The organism is Streptococcus infantis, assembly GCF_047463275.1.
GTDB lineage: Bacteria > Bacillota > Bacilli > Lactobacillales > Streptococcaceae > Streptococcus > Streptococcus infantis_AF.
This window is the reverse complement of record NZ_JASHEE010000002.1, coordinates 35,684-51,041: the sequence shown is the minus strand read 5'-3', so window position 1 is coordinate 51,041 and position 15,358 is coordinate 35,684. Positions and strand designations below refer to the sequence as shown.

Genomic DNA, 15,358 nt, shown 5'->3' with positions numbered 1-15,358 from the left:
ACGTATGAAAAAAGTGAAGTTGGGGGAAGTTTGTGAAATAAGAATTGGCAAGACACCAAATCGTTCTCAAACTTTATATTGGGGAGGTGACTATCCTTGGTTATCCATTTCTGATATGAAAGGGAAAATATTATGTACTACTAAGGAAAAAATAACTCAAGAAGCTGTCGAAAAAGAAAAAATGCAAATTGTTTCAAAAGGGACAGTTGTGATGAGTTTTAAGTTATCTATTGGCAAGGTTGGGATTCTTGCTGAAAATATGTACACAAACGAAGCAATAGCTAATTTTGTGGTTAAAAATAATAAGATGCTTTTTAATGAATATCTTTACTATGCACTACAAGGAATGAATTTTGATAGTTTAACAGACAGGGCTGTGATGGGTAAAACGTTAAACAAGGCAAAGTTGAATAACTTATCTATTGTATACAACGAGCCTTTTATGCAACAGCAAATTGTTTTAAGATTAGATGGTGTTAACAAATTAATTGAATCTCGTAAACAACAACTATCTGAATTATCAAAACTCGTCAAATCCCGATATTTCGAGGAGGTAGTTGCGTGAAGAAAGTGAAGTTGGGTGATCTTGGAAAAATTATTACAGGAAATACACCTAGTAAAAAAACATTAGAATTTTATGATAGTAATGATATCCCTTTTATAAAACCAGATGACTTTAAAACTATAGATGAAATTTCGTCATCAAAAGGAAATAAAAACTATGTATCTGAGAATGCACGAAACAGTGCCAGAATCGTCCCCAAAAATTCGGTATTAGTAACTTGTATAGGTATAATTGGTAAAGTTATGATTTCTGAATCTGAATTATCATTTAATCAACAAATTAATGCAATTGTTCCGAATGAATTAATTTTATCTAAATATTTAGCATATTTATTGCTATATAATAAACCTAAATTAGATTTTATTTCCAATGCACCCGTTGTCCCAATAATCAATAAAACTCAATTTTCGGAGTTTGAAGTTACGTTCCATAAAGATATTGATATTCAAGAAAAGATTATTCAGAATTTAGAGAATTTAGATAATCAGATTTTAAAAAGAAGACATCAATCTAGATTACTCTTAAATCTTGTAAAATCCCGATTTAACGAGATGTTTGGTGATCCTATAAATAATGACAAGAAATTTGCAGAGAAAACGGGACAGCAGTGTTTTAAATTTTCAAGTGGAAAATTTCTTGATAAAAATGATAGAATTTTTGAAGGTTACCCTGCCTATGGTGGAAATGGTATTGCTTGGAAAAGTCGGAATTATTTAATTGATAATCCAACTATTATCATTGGTCGTGTAGGTGCATATTGTGGTAATGTAAGAACTACTCACGGTAAGGTATGGATAAGTGACAATGCTATATATATAAAAGAGTTTAAAAATTTAGATTTTAACCTTGTATTTTTATTAGAATTAATGAAAGTAATTGATTTTAGTAGATTTGCTGATTTCTCAGGTCAACCAAAGATAACTCAAAAACCATTAGAAAAACAGAAATATATCCTCCCCCCTCTTTCTCTCCAAAACGAGTTCGCAGACTTTGTGGCTCAGGTAGACAAATCACAATTGGCAATTCAAAAATCACTAGAAGAACTTGAAACTTTGAAGAAATCTCTCATGCAGGAGTATTTTGGCTGATATTCTATCATTGTAATTACGGTAATTATTTGTTATAATACTTCAAAGGAGGAAATCAGATGGTAGTAAAAACAAGAAAACAAGGAAATTCAATCACCATCACCATTCCAAGCGAATTCAATATTCCAAGTGGTGTAAAATACGAAGCGAAATTGTTACCAAGTGGTGAAATTATCTTTACTCCCGAAGAGTCTGGGCATCAGATTTCTTATGTATCTGATGATGCCTTTGACTTAAATTTGGACAAAATTTTTGACGAATACGATGATGTTTTCAAAGCTTTGGTGGAAAAATGACAGTCTATCTGACAGAAAGGCAAATCGAGAAAATCAATGCTCTAGCAATTGAACGGTATTCACCTAATGAAAAAATTCAAACAGTTAGTCCTTCTGCCTTAAATATGATTGTCAATTTACCAGAACAATTTGTCTTCGGTAAACCTCTTTATCCGACAATTTTTGATAAGGCAACGATACTATTTGTCCAATTGATCAAGAAGCATGTTTTTGCCAATGCTAATAAACGAACTGCTTTCTTCATTTTAGTGAAATTCCTACAGTTAAATGGTTATCGTCTTTCTGTAACAGTTGAAGAAGCGGTCGCTATGTGCGTTACTATCGCAGTAGAAGCATTGACAGATGAAAAGTTAGCTTCCTACACCAAATGGGTATCTGAAAATTCATTTAGAGTTAATGGCAACAATTAAGTTTGGATGTTTAAATCCTATAAGTAAAAAATAGACAAACAGACAGTATTAGAATTCTGTAATGCAGAAAACTAATATTGTCTCTTTTTATTGAAATAATGAAAGTGAGAAAATATGGAAACAAAAGTGACAATCATCATTCAAGAAATGCTCCCCATTTTAAACAATGCACAATTATTAGCATTGCGGGAGAGTTTAGAGCGCCATTTAGTAAATGGTGTAAATCAACAGAAGTATACGAATAATTCCTTGTTAGCTTTGTTTATTACTGCTAAACAGGTGGAGGGGTGTAGTGCAAAAACCATTCGTTATTATCAAAGGACCATTGAAAACTTATTTACAAGCATAAAGCAGTCTGTAACACAACTGACAACAGATGATTTGAGAAGTTATCTAGCTCAGTATCAGTCAGAAAAAGATTGCAGTAAAGCAAATTTGGACAATATCCGACGCATCCTGTCTTCGTTTTTTGCTTGGCTTGAGCAGGAAGAATATATCATCAAAAATCCTATTCGACGGATTAAAAAGATTAAGACCGAACAAACTGTGAAAGAAACTTATACCGATGAACATCTTGAAATCATGCGAGACAATTGTGAAAACTTAAGGGATTTAGCAATGATCGATCTACTAGCTTCAACAGGAATGCGTGTGGGAGAACTTGTGCAGCTGAATCGCTCAGATATTGACTTTGAAAATCGTGAATGTGTTGTATTTGGCAAAGGTAAAAAGGAGAGACCTGTTTATTTTGATGCTCGTACGAAAATCCATTTAAAAAACTATATCCATAGCAGAGAAGATAATCATCCAGCTCTTTTTGTTACCTTGCTTGGAAAAGCCCAGAGACTCGGAATAGCTGGTGTTGAGATTCGATTAAGAAAGTTAGGTCAAAAGCTTGGAATCCAAAAGGTCCACCCACATAAATTTAGAAGAACACTAGCAACAAAGGCAATTGATAAGGGAATGCCTATCGAACAAGTCCAAAAACTGCTAGGTCACAGTAAAATTGACACAACCTTAGCCTATGCTATGGTCAACCAAAGTAATGTAAAACATTCCCATCAGAAATTCATCTCTTAGGAGCAAATCCCGATTTAACGAGATGTTTGGGGATATTTCGAAGTTTGATGTAGAAAGATTAAATAATTCTGTAAAAGAAATGTTTATTGGCCCTTTTGGTAGTTCTTTAAAAAATGATTATTTTGTTTCAAAAGAAAAAGCATATTGCATGGTATATGAACAAAAACATGCTATAAAAAAAACGATGAATTTAGAAACTAGATATGTTGATGAAAAAAAATATAAAGAGTTAAAGAGGTTTTCAATTTATGGTGGAGATATAATAGTCAGTTGTAGAGGAACAATCGGAGAAATTTTTCAAGTACCCAATAATGCCCCTCTGGGTATTATGCATCCTTCCATTATGAAAATTCGATTAGATAATTCTAAGTATAATCCAATTTTCTTTAAATTTATGCTAAGTGACTATATGGATATAGAAAAGATTAAGTCAAAAGGTAGTGGAGTAAAAATGGCAATAACTGCATCGGAACTTGGAAAAATAGGATTCCCCCTCCCCCCTCTTTCTCTCCAAAATGAGTTCGCAGACTTTGTGGCTCAGGTTGACAAATCACAATTTGCTTGTCAGAAGGCTATAAAACTGTGGAGAAATAGCCTGAAATCTAGTATAATATAGGTATCTATTTAATCAAAGTGAGAGAAAAATGGGAAATTTTGATTTTCTTTTAAATAACGAGGAGTATGGATCTTTTTCAAAGCCCTGTATAGAAGCTGAGAATATGATTGGGACATCTACTGTAGCGACAGCTTTCATGGCACGTCGTGCCTTGGAGCAGGCTGTTCATTGGATTTATAGCCATGATTCTTATTTGGAAGCCCCTTATCGTGCTACTTTGTCATCATTGGTGTGGGATGATGACTTTAGAGAAATCGTAGATCCAGAGCTTCATAGTCAGATGGTTCTCTTGATACGTTGGGGCAATCATGCTGCTCATGGTGGGGAGATCAAGGAACGTGAAGCGATTTTAGCCTTACATCATTTGTACCAGTTCGTAAACTTTATTGATTACTGCTACAGCAATGAGTTTGTGGAACGTTTTTTTGACGAGAAGTTATTGCCAATTTCAGAGAATGTCAAGAAAAGAGAAACACCACAAGCCATGGTGGAACTGCAAGACAGTTTACCTCTTATGCCTGACTTTCATGAACAAATGGCTGTACAGTCCTTGGAAGTTCAAGAAAATTATACAGAAAAACGTGAAACTGCTGCTCAACGGCAAGAGGTTTCTTTTCATATCGATCAGTTATCTGAGGCTGAGACGAGAAAACTCTTTATTGACATTGATTTACGCTTAGCGGGTTGGACATTTGAAGAAAATTGTCGAGTTGAAGTCGCTGTTAATGGACTGAAACACGGATCGGGAACAGGTTATTGTGATTATGTCCTTTATGGTAAAAATGGAAAGATTTTAGCAATTATTGAAGCCAAAAAGGCTGCAGTTAATCCAGAAGTTGGTGAAGTACAAGTTAAGGAATATGCTAAAGCGCTAGAGGAAAAAATAGGTTACCAACCGATTTGTTTTATTACAAATGGCCTCAAGCACTACATTCTTGATGGTGTAAATCGTCGCCAGGTCGCAGGATTCTATTCGCAAGAAGAATTGCAATTATTGATGGACAGACGACACTTGCAAAAACCACTTGAGGATATTTCTAGTAAAATCAGAGACGATATCTCTGGAAGATATTACCAGAAACATGCGATTGCAAGTGTTTGTGAGTCTTTTTCCAACAATCGAAGACAAGCTCTTTTGGTAATGGCAACTGGTTCTGGGAAAACTCGAACAGCAGTCTCTCTTGTTGATATCCTATCACGTCACAATTGGGTCAAAAATGTTCTCTTTCTAGCTGACCGGACATCTCTTGTAAAACAAGCCTATGATTCATTTAGGAAATTACTTCCAGATCTTTCGGTTTGTAACTTTTTAGAGGATAAAGCTGGGGCACGATCAAGTCGTATGGTGTTTTCTACTTATCCGACCATGATTGGAGCTATTAGTGATCAGGAAGAAGTCATTCAACGCCCTTTTACTGTTGGTCATTTTGATCTTATCATTATTGACGAGTCCCACCGCTCCATTTATCAAAAATACAAGACTATTTTTGATTATTTTGATGCTAGAATCGTAGGCTTAACGGCCACACCTCGTCAGGATCTTGATAAAAATACTTATGGATTTTTTAACTTGGAGAATGGTGTTCCAACATACGCATACGACCTGGAAGAGGCTGTAAAAGATGGTTATTTAGTAGCTTATCATTCGATTGAAACTAAGTTAAAACTACCAACGGATGGGCTTCATTACGATGATCTATCCCAAGAAGATAAAGAATATTTTGATAGCCAATTTGAAGATGATAGTCTAGAAAAAGACATTGATGCTGGAGCTTTTAATTCCTTTATTTTTAATCAAGGTACAGTAGAGATTGTTCTAGATGAACTAATGACGAGAGGGATTCAGACGGCTTCGGGTGATGATATTGGAAAAACTATCATCTTTGCAAAGAATCATCATCATGCTGAATTTATTAGAGAGATTTTTAATAAACGATATCCTGAAAAGGGGAGCGACTATGCTCAGGTGATTGATTACAGTATTAAACATTATCAGACCTTGATTGATGATTTTAAAATCAAAGAGAAATACCCTCAAATTGCAATTTCAGTTGACATGTTGGATACAGGTATTGATGTTCCAGAGGTTGTCAATTTAGTCTTTTTCAAGAAAGTGCGATCAAAAACAAAATTTTGGCAGATGATTGGTCGTGGAACCCGTCTCTGTAAAGATTTGTTTGGACCTGATCAGGATAAGGAAAACTTTTTGGTATTTGATTATGGTGACAACTTTGAATACTTCAAAGCAGATCCTAGAGAAGGAAATGGACGTCATATTGTTCCCTTGGCACAGCGTTTGTTTAATATCAAGGTGGACTTGATTCATGAACTGCAAGACCTTCACTATCAAGAGGATCCATTTGCAAGAGAGTATCGTCAGCAACTCGTCTCAGAACTTCATAGCCATGTAGAGGACTTGAATGAGTTAGACTTTAGAGTTCGTATGGTCTTAGATATGGTTTATACCTATAAAAAATTAGAAAATTGGCAAAATCTTACAACGATTTCATGTGAAAATCTTCATACTCATATATCTCCTCTCATGTTTAATGAAGATAATGAAAATGAAATGGCTAGACGCTTTGATTTATGGATGTTAGAAATTCAAGTAGGACAACTAACCTCCAAGCCATCAAGGATTCATATATCTCAAGTTATGAAAACTGCTCAGGCCCTTGCTTCTGTCAGCAATATCCCTCAGGTCTTTGCACAGGCTGAAATTATCAGGAAAGTACAAGAACCTGAATTTTGGGAGGAAGTAAGCTTGTCTGAACTTGAAAAAATACGCCTTGCGCTTCGAGATTTACTACAGTTTTTGGATAAACAGGAACGCACTATATATTATGTCAATTTTGATGATCACATTCTTTCCACTGTCCATGATACTAAGCCATATTTACAAGTCAATGACCTGCGATCTTATAATGAAAAAGTTGAACATTATTTGAAAACTCATCTAGATGATGAAGCAATTTCTAAGTTATACCATAATGAAAAATTGACCTCTCAAGATTTATTAGCATTAGAAACTCTATTATGGGAAAAATTAGGAAGTAAATCTGACTATCAGCAGCACTATGAGAACAAGGCTATTCCTAGATTAGTTCGTGAGATTATAGGTTTGAATAGAGAGGCTGCTAATCAAGTATTTTCTAAGTTCTTATCAGATGAAAGTCTTAATGCTAAGCAAATTTCTTTTGTGAAATTGATTGTCGATTATGTCGTTGAAAATGGTTATATGGATAAGTCGATGCTGACACAAGAACCGTTTAAATCTTATGGATCCGTACAAGTACTATTTCAACATCAAATACCAGTATTGAGGAATATTGTCCAAACAATTGACTTAATCAATAATCGCGCTGAAGAAGTAGCTTGAATATAGAAAGAAAATCACCATGCAAACACAAGAAGAAATGAATGTTCTGGTACCTGAAAAACTTGCAGAAATTGAGCGTGATTATGATGTTACAGTTTTATGGGCAATTGAGTCTGGCAGTCGAGCTTGGGGCTTCGAGTCTCCTGATAGTGACTTTGATGTGCGTTTCGTATACAAGCACAAGCAAGATTTTTATCTAAGCTTGAACGATCATCGAGATGTCATCGAACTACCAATTGACGATACATGGGATGTGAGTGGTTGGGATTTGGACAAGGCTTTAAAGTTGCTTTATAAGTCAAATCCAACCCTCTTTGAGTGGTTACAGTCGCCAATCGTTTACCAGCAAGACGAAAGCTTTATTGACCGTATCCGTCCGCTTGTCAGTCAGTATTTTTCCGAGAAAAAGATGCTCCACCATTACTTGAATACTGCTAGAACTCAAATGAATAAGTATCTTTCAGGAGACATGGTCAAACCTAAAAAGTATTTCTATGCACTTCGTCCCATTTTAGCTTGTCGTTGGATTGAAAAACATCATTCTGTTCCACCGATTTTGTTTGATGATTTGGTCAAAGAACTCCTCCCTGATGAAATGAAAGAGCATGTGTCTAGATTGCTTGATATCAAGTTAAAGGGACCTGAAGGAATGGAAATTGAGCCGATAGAGCCAATTCAGGACTTTATCATCAAAAATATCCAAGAGCTGGATGACTACGTCCAAAGTGTTACAGAGGAAAAGAAAGACTGGAAAGCTCTCAATCAATTTTTCATCGAAGAATTAAGTAGTGACTGAGGTTAATTATGGGAAAATGGACTTGTAGATGTGGGCAAGCAATGAACGACCACAAAGCCCCTGATCCAAATGCTTATTCGGTTTATTCGGATGAGTTGCTTGAAGATATTTTTAACAATACTGACGAACATGATAGAATTTCCTATGAAGACATTTCGGAGGCTTCCTTTTATATGTGGAAGTGCCCAAATTGTGGTAGTTTTATGGTCTTTGGCGAAGAGGATAATCCAAATTGTTTCACTTTTTATGAGCGCCAGACCAGTGCAAAAGCTGAACCACTTTTCGATCCTGATCAAGAGTTAAATATTGTAGTTGTTGAGTTTCAAGAAGGTGGAAATGGTTATACTTATATCTGTGACGACCCAAATATCCATATTGGACATGCTGTGATTGTTCCAACCGGGAAGGAAAATACCGAAAAAACTGCTTTAGTTGTCCAGAAGTATCATGCCCTACCAAAGGATATCACTTTTCCCGTCGAAAAGTTAAAACGTGTCATTCGTAGGTATACAGATTTTGATCCACTGACTTCTACAATAGTTTGTACAAATATAGTTAAACATGGAAGGATTTTAGATGCTTGCTTGAAAAAAGTAAAAGTAGATTCTAAACAAATCTACAATGGAATCAAAACTCCCTTGGGACATTTTTGGTTAGAGTTAAATGGAGTTCCTATTCCAATGAAAATCTCACAAATACAAGCCAGAGATAAAAAGTATCAGGTGGATGGTGCCTTTTATATTAAGCCCGCCAAAGTAAACTATAGAAAATTCTTTACTTTAGAGTTATGTGCAGATTTTGATATTGATGCCTCTCGTTGGATTGATGTTCTATCAGACGAAAATGTTTGGGGAAATACCTGGGAAATGAATGGTCTTCAATTTGGAATTACTGCAGGAGAGTCCCCAGAATTTGAAGATGAAGTAGTTGCAAGAAAATTTAGCCGTATCCCACTTTATTATGACTGGCATCCAGAATTTGAAGACTATTATGGCTTCAGTTTAGCTTGGAAAAAATACGAGTCTGATAGCGATTTGTCAATATTTTTCTATACGACATGAGCTAGAGGTGAATAAGCATGAATCAAGCCTGGGAATTATTGTTTGAGGGGAAGATTGAAGAGGCCAAGAAATTAGTCTCAGAAACTTTCTCGTTAGAAACTTGCAAGGATTACAGCCTTCTCAATTTATGGGGCCTATCAAGCTCTTTAAAAAGCAGGAGATCAAATCGGAGCCCGGGAAGTTAAAAACTTAATAAACAAGAAAAAGTAGCCCTCTCAGGCTACTTTTTAAAATTCTTTGTAAACATAAGTATTTTCGGGTTTGTCCACTTTGATGAAGGACTGGACTTCAAGGGTTGGGAGGACTTGGTTGAGTTCTTTGTGATAGTGATTGCTAATCTTACCTTTGACTTTCACCCAGGTGTTATTTTCGTAGTGATTAGTGTTTCCTGTAGTCAAAAGTCCAAAAACGCCTGAATCAGCGATACAGTGCATAATACCAAAGCGAAAAACAAATTGACTATTGGTATGATTTGGATCGTTGTAGACAAAGCCAATAAACTCGATTTCCTTGCCTTCAAATTCATTTGGATAATCATAGATAGCTTCCATGACCTCCAGGTAATTTTCATCATTGATAACTATACTAGATTGAGCTAAGTATTTATCAGCACTCTTTCGAATAATATTTTCATGAGCTGTTTGTGAATAAAATCTGCTCGTATCCGGCTTAAGAAACTGACTGCTCGTTCCTTCACTTGCTTGGATTGCCTTGTCAGTTCCTTCCGACAAAGGGAAATAATATCCTTTTGCCGATACTGTTTGTGAATCCAGAGTGACAGTTGGAAAGGTAAATCCAACTAACAAGGGTAAACTTAAGAGGAAAAAACTAGCAAGCTTGGCTGAAAAACTATGTAAGTGACTATGTTCTTTAAAACGCTTGAAAGAAATATAAGCCTGAACAATGGCTAGTAACAAAGATAAAAACATAGTGATATAAGCCAGATATGAGTAGTGGAGGTTTATATACTGATTGAGCTTACCTGATAGGTGCAGATAAAGGGTTAAGATAAAATAGCCAAATAAGATAAGAAATCGAATCATAGCATCACCCCGACTAGATAAGAATAGACAAGAACAACAAGAGTTACAATTGTCATGAATTGCCAAATGAAGCGTGTCTTGAGATAATTCTTCATCATGAGTAAGTTCTTGACATCAAGCATGGGACCTATAACCAGAAAGGCAAGCACTGGAGCAAAGCCAAAACTTGATAGAAGAGAAGATCCGATAAAGGCATCCGCTTCACTACAGAGGGATAGTAGGAAAGATAAGACCATCAGAAGAACAATCGCAAGTAGTGGTGATGCGCTGATAGATGTCAGGATACGAGTTGGAACATAGACTTGGACTATACTTGCAAAAAGACAGCCAAAGACCAAGTAACGCCCCATATCAAAGAATTCATCAATAGCTTGGATAAAGACCTGAAGCAGTTTTTGACTTTTAGTCAAGTGAGAAAAATCATGCTCATGGCAAGCCAATCTGTTTTCTTTTTGGATAGGTCCCTCCCAGACAAAACCAAGAAAGATACCCAATATAGTAGCAACTAGAATAGCGCCCAAAGCTCGGAGTAAGACCATTTGAATTGAATTACCAAAGGCTGAATAAGTCGCAAAAAGTACGATGGGATTAATGATAGGAGCCGTTACTAGAAAAGGTACCGCTGTATAGCTTGGAACCTTTTTTTCTAAAAAGCGATTGATGATAGGGATAATTCCACACTCACAAGAGGGAAAGAGGAAACCGATGAAGCTACCAAAAAAGATTCTCCCCAAGCGATTTTTAGGGAGAAATTTATAAACCTTCTCAGGAGTGACATAGACTTCAATGGCACCAGAGATGATACTACCGATTAAGACAAAGGGTAAAGCTTCAATGATAATTGAAAGAAAAATGGCACCAGCTTGTAGCACACTAGAAGGTAAACTTTGAAAGAGTGTCATCTATTTTTTCTTTTCTGCCTTCTCTTTCTTCTCTTTCTTCTCCTTGTCATCTGGAAATGTTACTTGCTTCAAATCAGGTAGTTTAGCGAATTCTTCGAACATCTTATCTAAGTCATCAGTTTTTGTAAATTTAACAGCCATAAGGCATACCTCGATTCTTTTAGTTAAGACTATTATACTATTATTTCTAAGAAATGGTTGGATTTTAAAATAAACATGGCTTTTATCTTTATAAAGTTTAAATAAAGCAACAAATTAATGAAAACAAGCTTTCTTCCTTATGGTATAATAGTTTCATGGATAAAAAATATGAAAAAATTTCCCAAGATTTGGGTGTAACTTTAAAGCAGATTGATACTGTCTTGTCTTTGACAGCAGAAGGAGCAACTATCCCCTTTATCGCCCGTTATCGGAAAGATATGACCGGAAGTCTAGATGAGGTGGCCATTAAGGCTATTATCGACCTCGATAAGAGTTTAACTGCTCTAAATGATCGTAAGGAAGCGGTCTTAGCAAAAATCAAAGAGCAAGGCAAGCTAACTAAGGAGTTAGAAGAAGCAATTCTCTCAGCTGAAAAACTCGCAGATGTAGAAGAACTCTATCTTCCCTATAAGGAGAAACGTCGCACCAAGGCAACGATTGCGCGTGAGGCTGGACTTTTTCCACTTGCTCGTTTAATTTTACAAAATGTTTCTAACCTAGAAAAAGAAGCAGATGCATTTGTCTGTGAAGGTTTCGAAACTCCTCAAGAAGCTTTGGCTGGGGCTGTAGACATCTTGGTTGAAGCACTATCTGAGGATGTTCATTTACGTTCAATGACATATCAAGAGGTACTTAGACGTTCTAAGATTACTTCTCAAGTCAAAGATGAGAGTCTTGATGAAAAACAAGTCTTTCAGATTTATTACGATTTCTCAGAGACAGTTGCAAACATGCAAGGTTACCGTACGCTTGCCCTTAATCGTGGTGAGAAGCTAGGCATTTTGAAAATTGGCTTTGAGCATGCGACTGAGCGTATTCTATCTTTCTTTGCTGCTCGTTTTAAGGTTAAGAATGCTTATATAGACGAAGTTATTCAGCAATCTGTTAAGAAAAAAGTCTTACCAGCTATTGAGCGTCGTATTCGCACTGAGCTAACAGAAAAGGCAGAAGAAGGAGCTATTCAACTCTTCTCAGACAACCTTCGAAATCTTCTCCTTGTTGCTCCTCTTAAAGGGCGAGTGGTCCTTGGATTTGACCCTGCCTTTCGTACAGGTGCCAAGCTTGCAGTTGTAGATGCAACTGGGAAGATGCTAACAACGCAAGTCATTTATCCCGTCAAACCAGCTTCAGCTCGTCAGATTGAAGAAGCAAAGAGAGATTTGGCAGATTTGATTGGCCAATATGGTGTGGAAATCATTGCTATCGGTAATGGTACTGCTAGTCGTGAGAGCGAAGCCTTTGTCGCTGAAGTACTTAAAGATTTTCCTGAGGTCAGCTATGTCATTGTCAATGAGAGCGGGGCATCTGTCTACTCAGCTAGTGAACTTGCTCGTCAAGAGTTTCCAGAGTTAACTGTTGAAAAACGTTCTGCTATTTCTATTGCTCGTCGCTTGCAAGACCCACTTGCTGAATTGGTTAAAATTGATCCCAAATCCATCGGTGTCGGTCAATATCAGCACGATGTTAGTCAGAAAAAACTGTCTGAAAGTCTTGACTTTGTTGTTGATACAGTAGTTAACCAAGTCGGTGTCAATGTCAACACAGCCAGTCCAGCGCTACTTTCCCATGTTGCAGGGCTTAACAAAACGATTTCAGAAAACATCGTTAAGTATCGTGAAGAAGAAGGTAAAATCACTTCACGCGCCCAAATCAAGAAAGTCCCTCGATTAGGTGCTAAAGCGTTTGAACAGGCTGCAGGTTTCCTCCGTATCCCTGAAAGTAGCAATATCCTTGATAACACAGGTGTTCACCCTGAAAACTATGCTGCAGTCAAGGAACTCTTTAAACGTTTGGATATTAAGGACTTGAATGAAGAAGCGCAAGCTAAGCTAAAGTCTGTATCAATACAGGATATGGCTAAAGAGCTAGACCTCGGTCAAGAAACTCTTAAAGATATTATTGCAGATCTTTTAAAACCAGGTCGTGATTTCCGTGATTCTTTTGATGCTCCAGTCCTACGTCAGGATGTCTTGGATATCAAAGACTTGAAAGTTGGCCAGAAGCTTGAGGGCGTTGTTCGTAACGTCGTTGACTTCGGTGCCTTTGTTGATATTGGTATTCACGAGGATGGCCTGATCCATATCTCTCATATGAGCAAGAAATTCATCAAGCATCCAAGTCAAGTCCTTTCAGTTGGTGATTTGGTAACCGTTTGGGTAAAGAAAATCGATGTCCAACGCGAAAAAGTAAATCTGTCGCTCCTTGCACCAGATGAATCTAACTAATTACGTTCGACAAGTTTCTTTAGAAGACTTTGGGAAACCTTTTAAACACCAAGCTCAATGGAATACTCGCCTACGGTCGACAGGTGGGCGATTCTTTCCAAAGGATGGGCATTTGGATTTTAATCCAAAAGTCTATCAAGAACTTGGTTTAGAGGTTTTTCGGAAAATTGTCCGTCACGAACTCTGTCATTATCATCTATACTATGAGGGCAAGGGATATAAACATAAAGATGTAGCCTTTAAGAAACTGTTAAAAGAAGTAGACGGACTCCGCTTTGTTCCTCCCTTACCAAGTGTTAGTCAAACACCAGTTCTAGTCTATACTTGTCAGACTTGTCACCAAACCTATCAACGAAAGCGACGAATTAATACCAAACGTTATCGTTGTGGTCTCTGTCGTGGCAAACTCATTTTGCAAAATCCGCCTAAGGACTGATGCAAGTAGTTTTTATTTCATGTTATACTTATTTCAAGAATACCGAAAGAGGTACAAACTATGAATAAAAAATTTTATAAAATGAGACGAAATCGTATGATATCAGGAGTACTTGCTGGACTCTCTGATAGATGGGACCTTGATGTTACTCTTGTGCGCTTCATTTTTGCTATCTTTACAATCGCAAACTTCGGACTTGGAATCATCATCTACATTATCCTCGCCTCTATCTTGCCAACAAAAGAAGATATCGAAGCTGATATGTACGGAACTGGCCCACGTAAGATGAAACAAGCTGAGCCAATCGATGATAATGAAGGTTGGTTTTGGTAGTTTTACTTAATTATTTATGTTTGGATAATAAAAAAGATACCGTACGGTATCTTTTTTAAATGCTAAACAACTGACCCAATAGATAGGTCACTCCCATGGTTAACAAACCGATACAAAGGTTACGAATCATAGCTGTTTTGGTTGGGGCTTTCCCGAGTTTGGCACTGGTGTAACCTGTAATCAATAGAGAAATCGCAACGATAAAAACAGTAGCAGGGATTCGATAGTCACTTGGAAAGATGGTAATGGATAGCATTGGTGGTAGACTACCAAGAACAAAAGCGATGAAGCTAGATGCTGCAGCATGCCAAGGATTGGTAAACTCTTCATACTCGATTCCGTATTTTTCCTCAACTAAGGCTTTAAGTGGATTTTTAAGAAAAGCTTTATTGACTAAAAGTTGAGCTGAAGTTTCACACTCACCATTTTGAAGATAAGCAGCATAAAGAGATTTCTTTGCGGCTTCGATATCCTTATCCAAAAGTAATTGTTCACGGGCTACAGCGGCTTCTTCAGTGTCTTTTTGAGTAGATACTGAAACATATTCACCTCCAGCCATAGAGAAGGCACCTGCTAAGATGGCAGCCAAACCTGAAAGAAAGATTATCCAGATATTACTGGTTGCACTGGCAACCCCGATAACAACTCCAGCGATGGAAATGATCCCGTCATTGGCTCCGAGCACACCAGCACGTAAAATATTTAAACGACCGGCAAAGTTTGAATCAATTTCATGTGTAATTTCTGACATAGTCTTCTCCTTTTTATCCATTATAAAGTATAGGAATAGCGAATACAAACTTTTTAAACTATCTGAAAAAAGTTCTACAATTTTAATAATTGCCATAGCTATTTCTTATCCTATATAATAAAGTTTTATTTGTAACTGACTGCCATAGATGATACAATTAATTTAATGAAATCTTT

General features: G+C 36.7%; 16 protein-coding genes and 1 pseudogene. 13 read left to right on the top strand and 4 right to left on the bottom strand.

All coding sequences use genetic code 11. The features are described from left to right. Positions 1 to 4 precede the first annotated feature (4 nt). The 10 genes and pseudogenes from QM923_RS02900 to QM923_RS09635 all read left to right on the top strand — a co-directional run. The gene (locus QM923_RS02900) at positions 5 to 565 is read left to right on the top strand and encodes a restriction endonuclease subunit S (RefSeq protein WP_414290814.1); all 561 of its coding nucleotides are present in this window, start codon (positions 5 to 7) and stop codon (positions 563 to 565) included. Next, the gene (locus QM923_RS02895; protein ID WP_414290813.1) at positions 562 to 1,653 is read left to right on the top strand and encodes a restriction endonuclease subunit S; all 1,092 of its coding nucleotides are present in this window, start codon (positions 562 to 564) and stop codon (positions 1,651 to 1,653) included. Before QM923_RS02900 ends, QM923_RS02895 begins: the two co-directional genes overlap by 4 nt. Before the next feature lie 59 nt (positions 1,654 to 1,712). After that, entirely contained in the window at positions 1,713 to 1,949 is a 237-nt protein-coding gene (locus tag QM923_RS02890) for an AbrB/MazE/SpoVT family DNA-binding domain-containing protein (protein ID WP_000260607.1), read from the top strand. Next, complete coding sequence (locus QM923_RS02885) at positions 1,946 to 2,359, top strand: type II toxin-antitoxin system death-on-curing family toxin (protein WP_414290812.1); 414 nt, start codon at positions 1,946 to 1,948, stop codon at positions 2,357 to 2,359. Before QM923_RS02890 ends, QM923_RS02885 begins: the two co-directional genes overlap by 4 nt. Before the next feature lie 114 nt (positions 2,360 to 2,473). Next, positions 2,474 to 3,439 (top strand): site-specific tyrosine recombinase/integron integrase, encoded by a 966-nt coding sequence (gene xerA / locus QM923_RS02880; protein ID WP_414290811.1) that lies wholly within the window; start codon positions 2,474 to 2,476, stop codon positions 3,437 to 3,439. Positions 3,440 to 3,461: 22 nt separating this feature from the next. Beyond that, positions 3,462 to 4,055, top strand: coding sequence for a restriction endonuclease subunit S (locus QM923_RS02875; RefSeq protein ID WP_414290810.1), 594 nt, complete (start codon positions 3,462 to 3,464; stop codon positions 4,053 to 4,055). A gap of 28 nt (positions 4,056 to 4,083) precedes the next feature. Further along, positions 4,084 to 7,434, top strand: a complete 3,351-nt coding sequence (locus tag QM923_RS02870) for a DEAD/DEAH box helicase family protein (protein WP_414290809.1) — start codon at positions 4,084 to 4,086, stop codon at positions 7,432 to 7,434. Between the two features lie 19 nt (positions 7,435 to 7,453). After that, complete coding sequence (locus QM923_RS02865; RefSeq protein WP_414290808.1) at positions 7,454 to 8,230, top strand: nucleotidyltransferase domain-containing protein; 777 nt, start codon at positions 7,454 to 7,456, stop codon at positions 8,228 to 8,230. An 8-nt stretch (positions 8,231 to 8,238) separates the two neighbouring features. Beyond that, entirely contained in the window at positions 8,239 to 9,291 is a 1,053-nt protein-coding gene (locus tag QM923_RS02860; RefSeq protein ID WP_414290807.1) for a hypothetical protein, read from the top strand. Positions 9,292 to 9,308: 17 nt separating this feature from the next. Then, a pseudogene (locus tag QM923_RS09635) lies at positions 9,309 to 9,425 on the top strand (tetratricopeptide repeat protein); the annotation flags it as partial. A 93-nt stretch (positions 9,426 to 9,518) separates the two neighbouring features. On the opposite strand, the gene QM923_RS02855 reads toward QM923_RS09635, so the two are convergent. Genes QM923_RS02855 through QM923_RS02845 form a run of 3 tightly spaced genes read right to left on the bottom strand, consistent with a single transcriptional unit; the run spans position 9,519 to position 11,377 of the window. Continuing rightward, positions 9,519 to 10,334, bottom strand: a complete 816-nt coding sequence (locus QM923_RS02855) for a TIGR03943 family putative permease subunit (RefSeq protein ID WP_414290806.1) — start codon at positions 10,332 to 10,334, stop codon at positions 9,519 to 9,521. Then, on the bottom strand, positions 10,331 to 11,236 hold the full coding sequence (locus tag QM923_RS02850; RefSeq protein ID WP_414290805.1) for a permease: 906 nt from the start codon (positions 11,234 to 11,236) through the stop codon (positions 10,331 to 10,333). The genes QM923_RS02855 and QM923_RS02850 overlap by 4 nt, the downstream gene beginning before the upstream one ends. Continuing rightward, entirely contained in the window at positions 11,237 to 11,377 is a 141-nt protein-coding gene (locus tag QM923_RS02845; protein WP_414290804.1) for an SPJ_0845 family protein, read from the bottom strand. Positions 11,378 to 11,532: 155 nt separating this feature from the next. Here QM923_RS02845 and QM923_RS02840 point away from each other — a divergent pair, with 155 nt between their 5' ends. Genes QM923_RS02840 through QM923_RS02830 form a run of 3 tightly spaced genes read left to right on the top strand, consistent with a single transcriptional unit; the run spans position 11,533 to position 14,431 of the window. Next, on the top strand, positions 11,533 to 13,662 hold the full coding sequence (locus QM923_RS02840) for a Tex family protein (protein WP_414290803.1): 2,130 nt from the start codon (positions 11,533 to 11,535) through the stop codon (positions 13,660 to 13,662). After that, entirely contained in the window at positions 13,649 to 14,098 is a 450-nt protein-coding gene (locus QM923_RS02835; RefSeq protein WP_414291045.1) for a SprT family protein, read from the top strand. The genes QM923_RS02840 and QM923_RS02835 overlap by 14 nt, the downstream gene beginning before the upstream one ends. A gap of 60 nt (positions 14,099 to 14,158) precedes the next feature. Then, positions 14,159 to 14,431, top strand: a complete 273-nt coding sequence (locus tag QM923_RS02830) for a PspC domain-containing protein (RefSeq protein WP_414290802.1) — start codon at positions 14,159 to 14,161, stop codon at positions 14,429 to 14,431. 55 nt (positions 14,432 to 14,486) lie between these two features. Here QM923_RS02830 and QM923_RS02825 read toward each other — a convergent pair whose 3' ends face one another. After that, positions 14,487 to 15,182: a VIT1/CCC1 transporter family protein gene (locus tag QM923_RS02825; RefSeq protein WP_016465853.1), complete on the bottom strand. Its 696-nt coding sequence runs from the start codon at positions 15,180 to 15,182 to the stop codon at positions 14,487 to 14,489. Positions 15,183 to 15,358: the final 176 nt, after the last annotated feature.

What these genes read in the sequence shown, in the direction of transcription:
- QM923_RS02900 (WP_414290814.1), top strand. Translation starts at nt 5, where the DNA reads ATGAAAAAAGTGAAGTTGGGGGAAGTTTGTGAAATAAGAATTGGCAAG.
- QM923_RS02890 (WP_000260607.1), top strand. Translation starts at nt 1,713, where the DNA reads ATGGTAGTAAAAACAAGAAAACAAGGAAATTCAATCACCATCACCATT.
- QM923_RS02885 (WP_414290812.1), top strand. Translation starts at nt 1,946, where the DNA reads ATGACAGTCTATCTGACAGAAAGGCAAATCGAGAAAATCAATGCTCTA.
- xerA (WP_414290811.1), top strand. Translation starts at nt 2,474, where the DNA reads ATGGAAACAAAAGTGACAATCATCATTCAAGAAATGCTCCCCATTTTA.
- QM923_RS02875 (WP_414290810.1), top strand. Translation starts at nt 3,462, where the DNA reads ATGTTTGGGGATATTTCGAAGTTTGATGTAGAAAGATTAAATAATTCT.
- QM923_RS02870 (WP_414290809.1), top strand. Translation starts at nt 4,084, where the DNA reads ATGGGAAATTTTGATTTTCTTTTAAATAACGAGGAGTATGGATCTTTT.
- QM923_RS02865 (WP_414290808.1), top strand. Translation starts at nt 7,454, where the DNA reads ATGCAAACACAAGAAGAAATGAATGTTCTGGTACCTGAAAAACTTGCA.
- QM923_RS02860 (WP_414290807.1), top strand. Translation starts at nt 8,239, where the DNA reads ATGGGAAAATGGACTTGTAGATGTGGGCAAGCAATGAACGACCACAAA.
- QM923_RS02855 (WP_414290806.1), bottom strand. Translation starts at nt 10,334, where the DNA reads ATGATTCGATTTCTTATCTTATTTGGCTATTTTATCTTAACCCTTTAT.
- QM923_RS02850 (WP_414290805.1), bottom strand. Translation starts at nt 11,236, where the DNA reads ATGACACTCTTTCAAAGTTTACCTTCTAGTGTGCTACAAGCTGGTGCC.
- QM923_RS02845 (WP_414290804.1), bottom strand. Translation starts at nt 11,377, where the DNA reads ATGGCTGTTAAATTTACAAAAACTGATGACTTAGATAAGATGTTCGAA.
- QM923_RS02840 (WP_414290803.1), top strand. Translation starts at nt 11,533, where the DNA reads ATGGATAAAAAATATGAAAAAATTTCCCAAGATTTGGGTGTAACTTTA.
- QM923_RS02835 (WP_414291045.1), top strand. Translation starts at nt 13,649, where the DNA reads ATGAATCTAACTAATTACGTTCGACAAGTTTCTTTAGAAGACTTTGGG.
- QM923_RS02830 (WP_414290802.1), top strand. Translation starts at nt 14,159, where the DNA reads ATGAATAAAAAATTTTATAAAATGAGACGAAATCGTATGATATCAGGA.
- QM923_RS02825 (WP_016465853.1), bottom strand. Translation starts at nt 15,182, where the DNA reads ATGTCAGAAATTACACATGAAATTGATTCAAACTTTGCCGGTCGTTTA.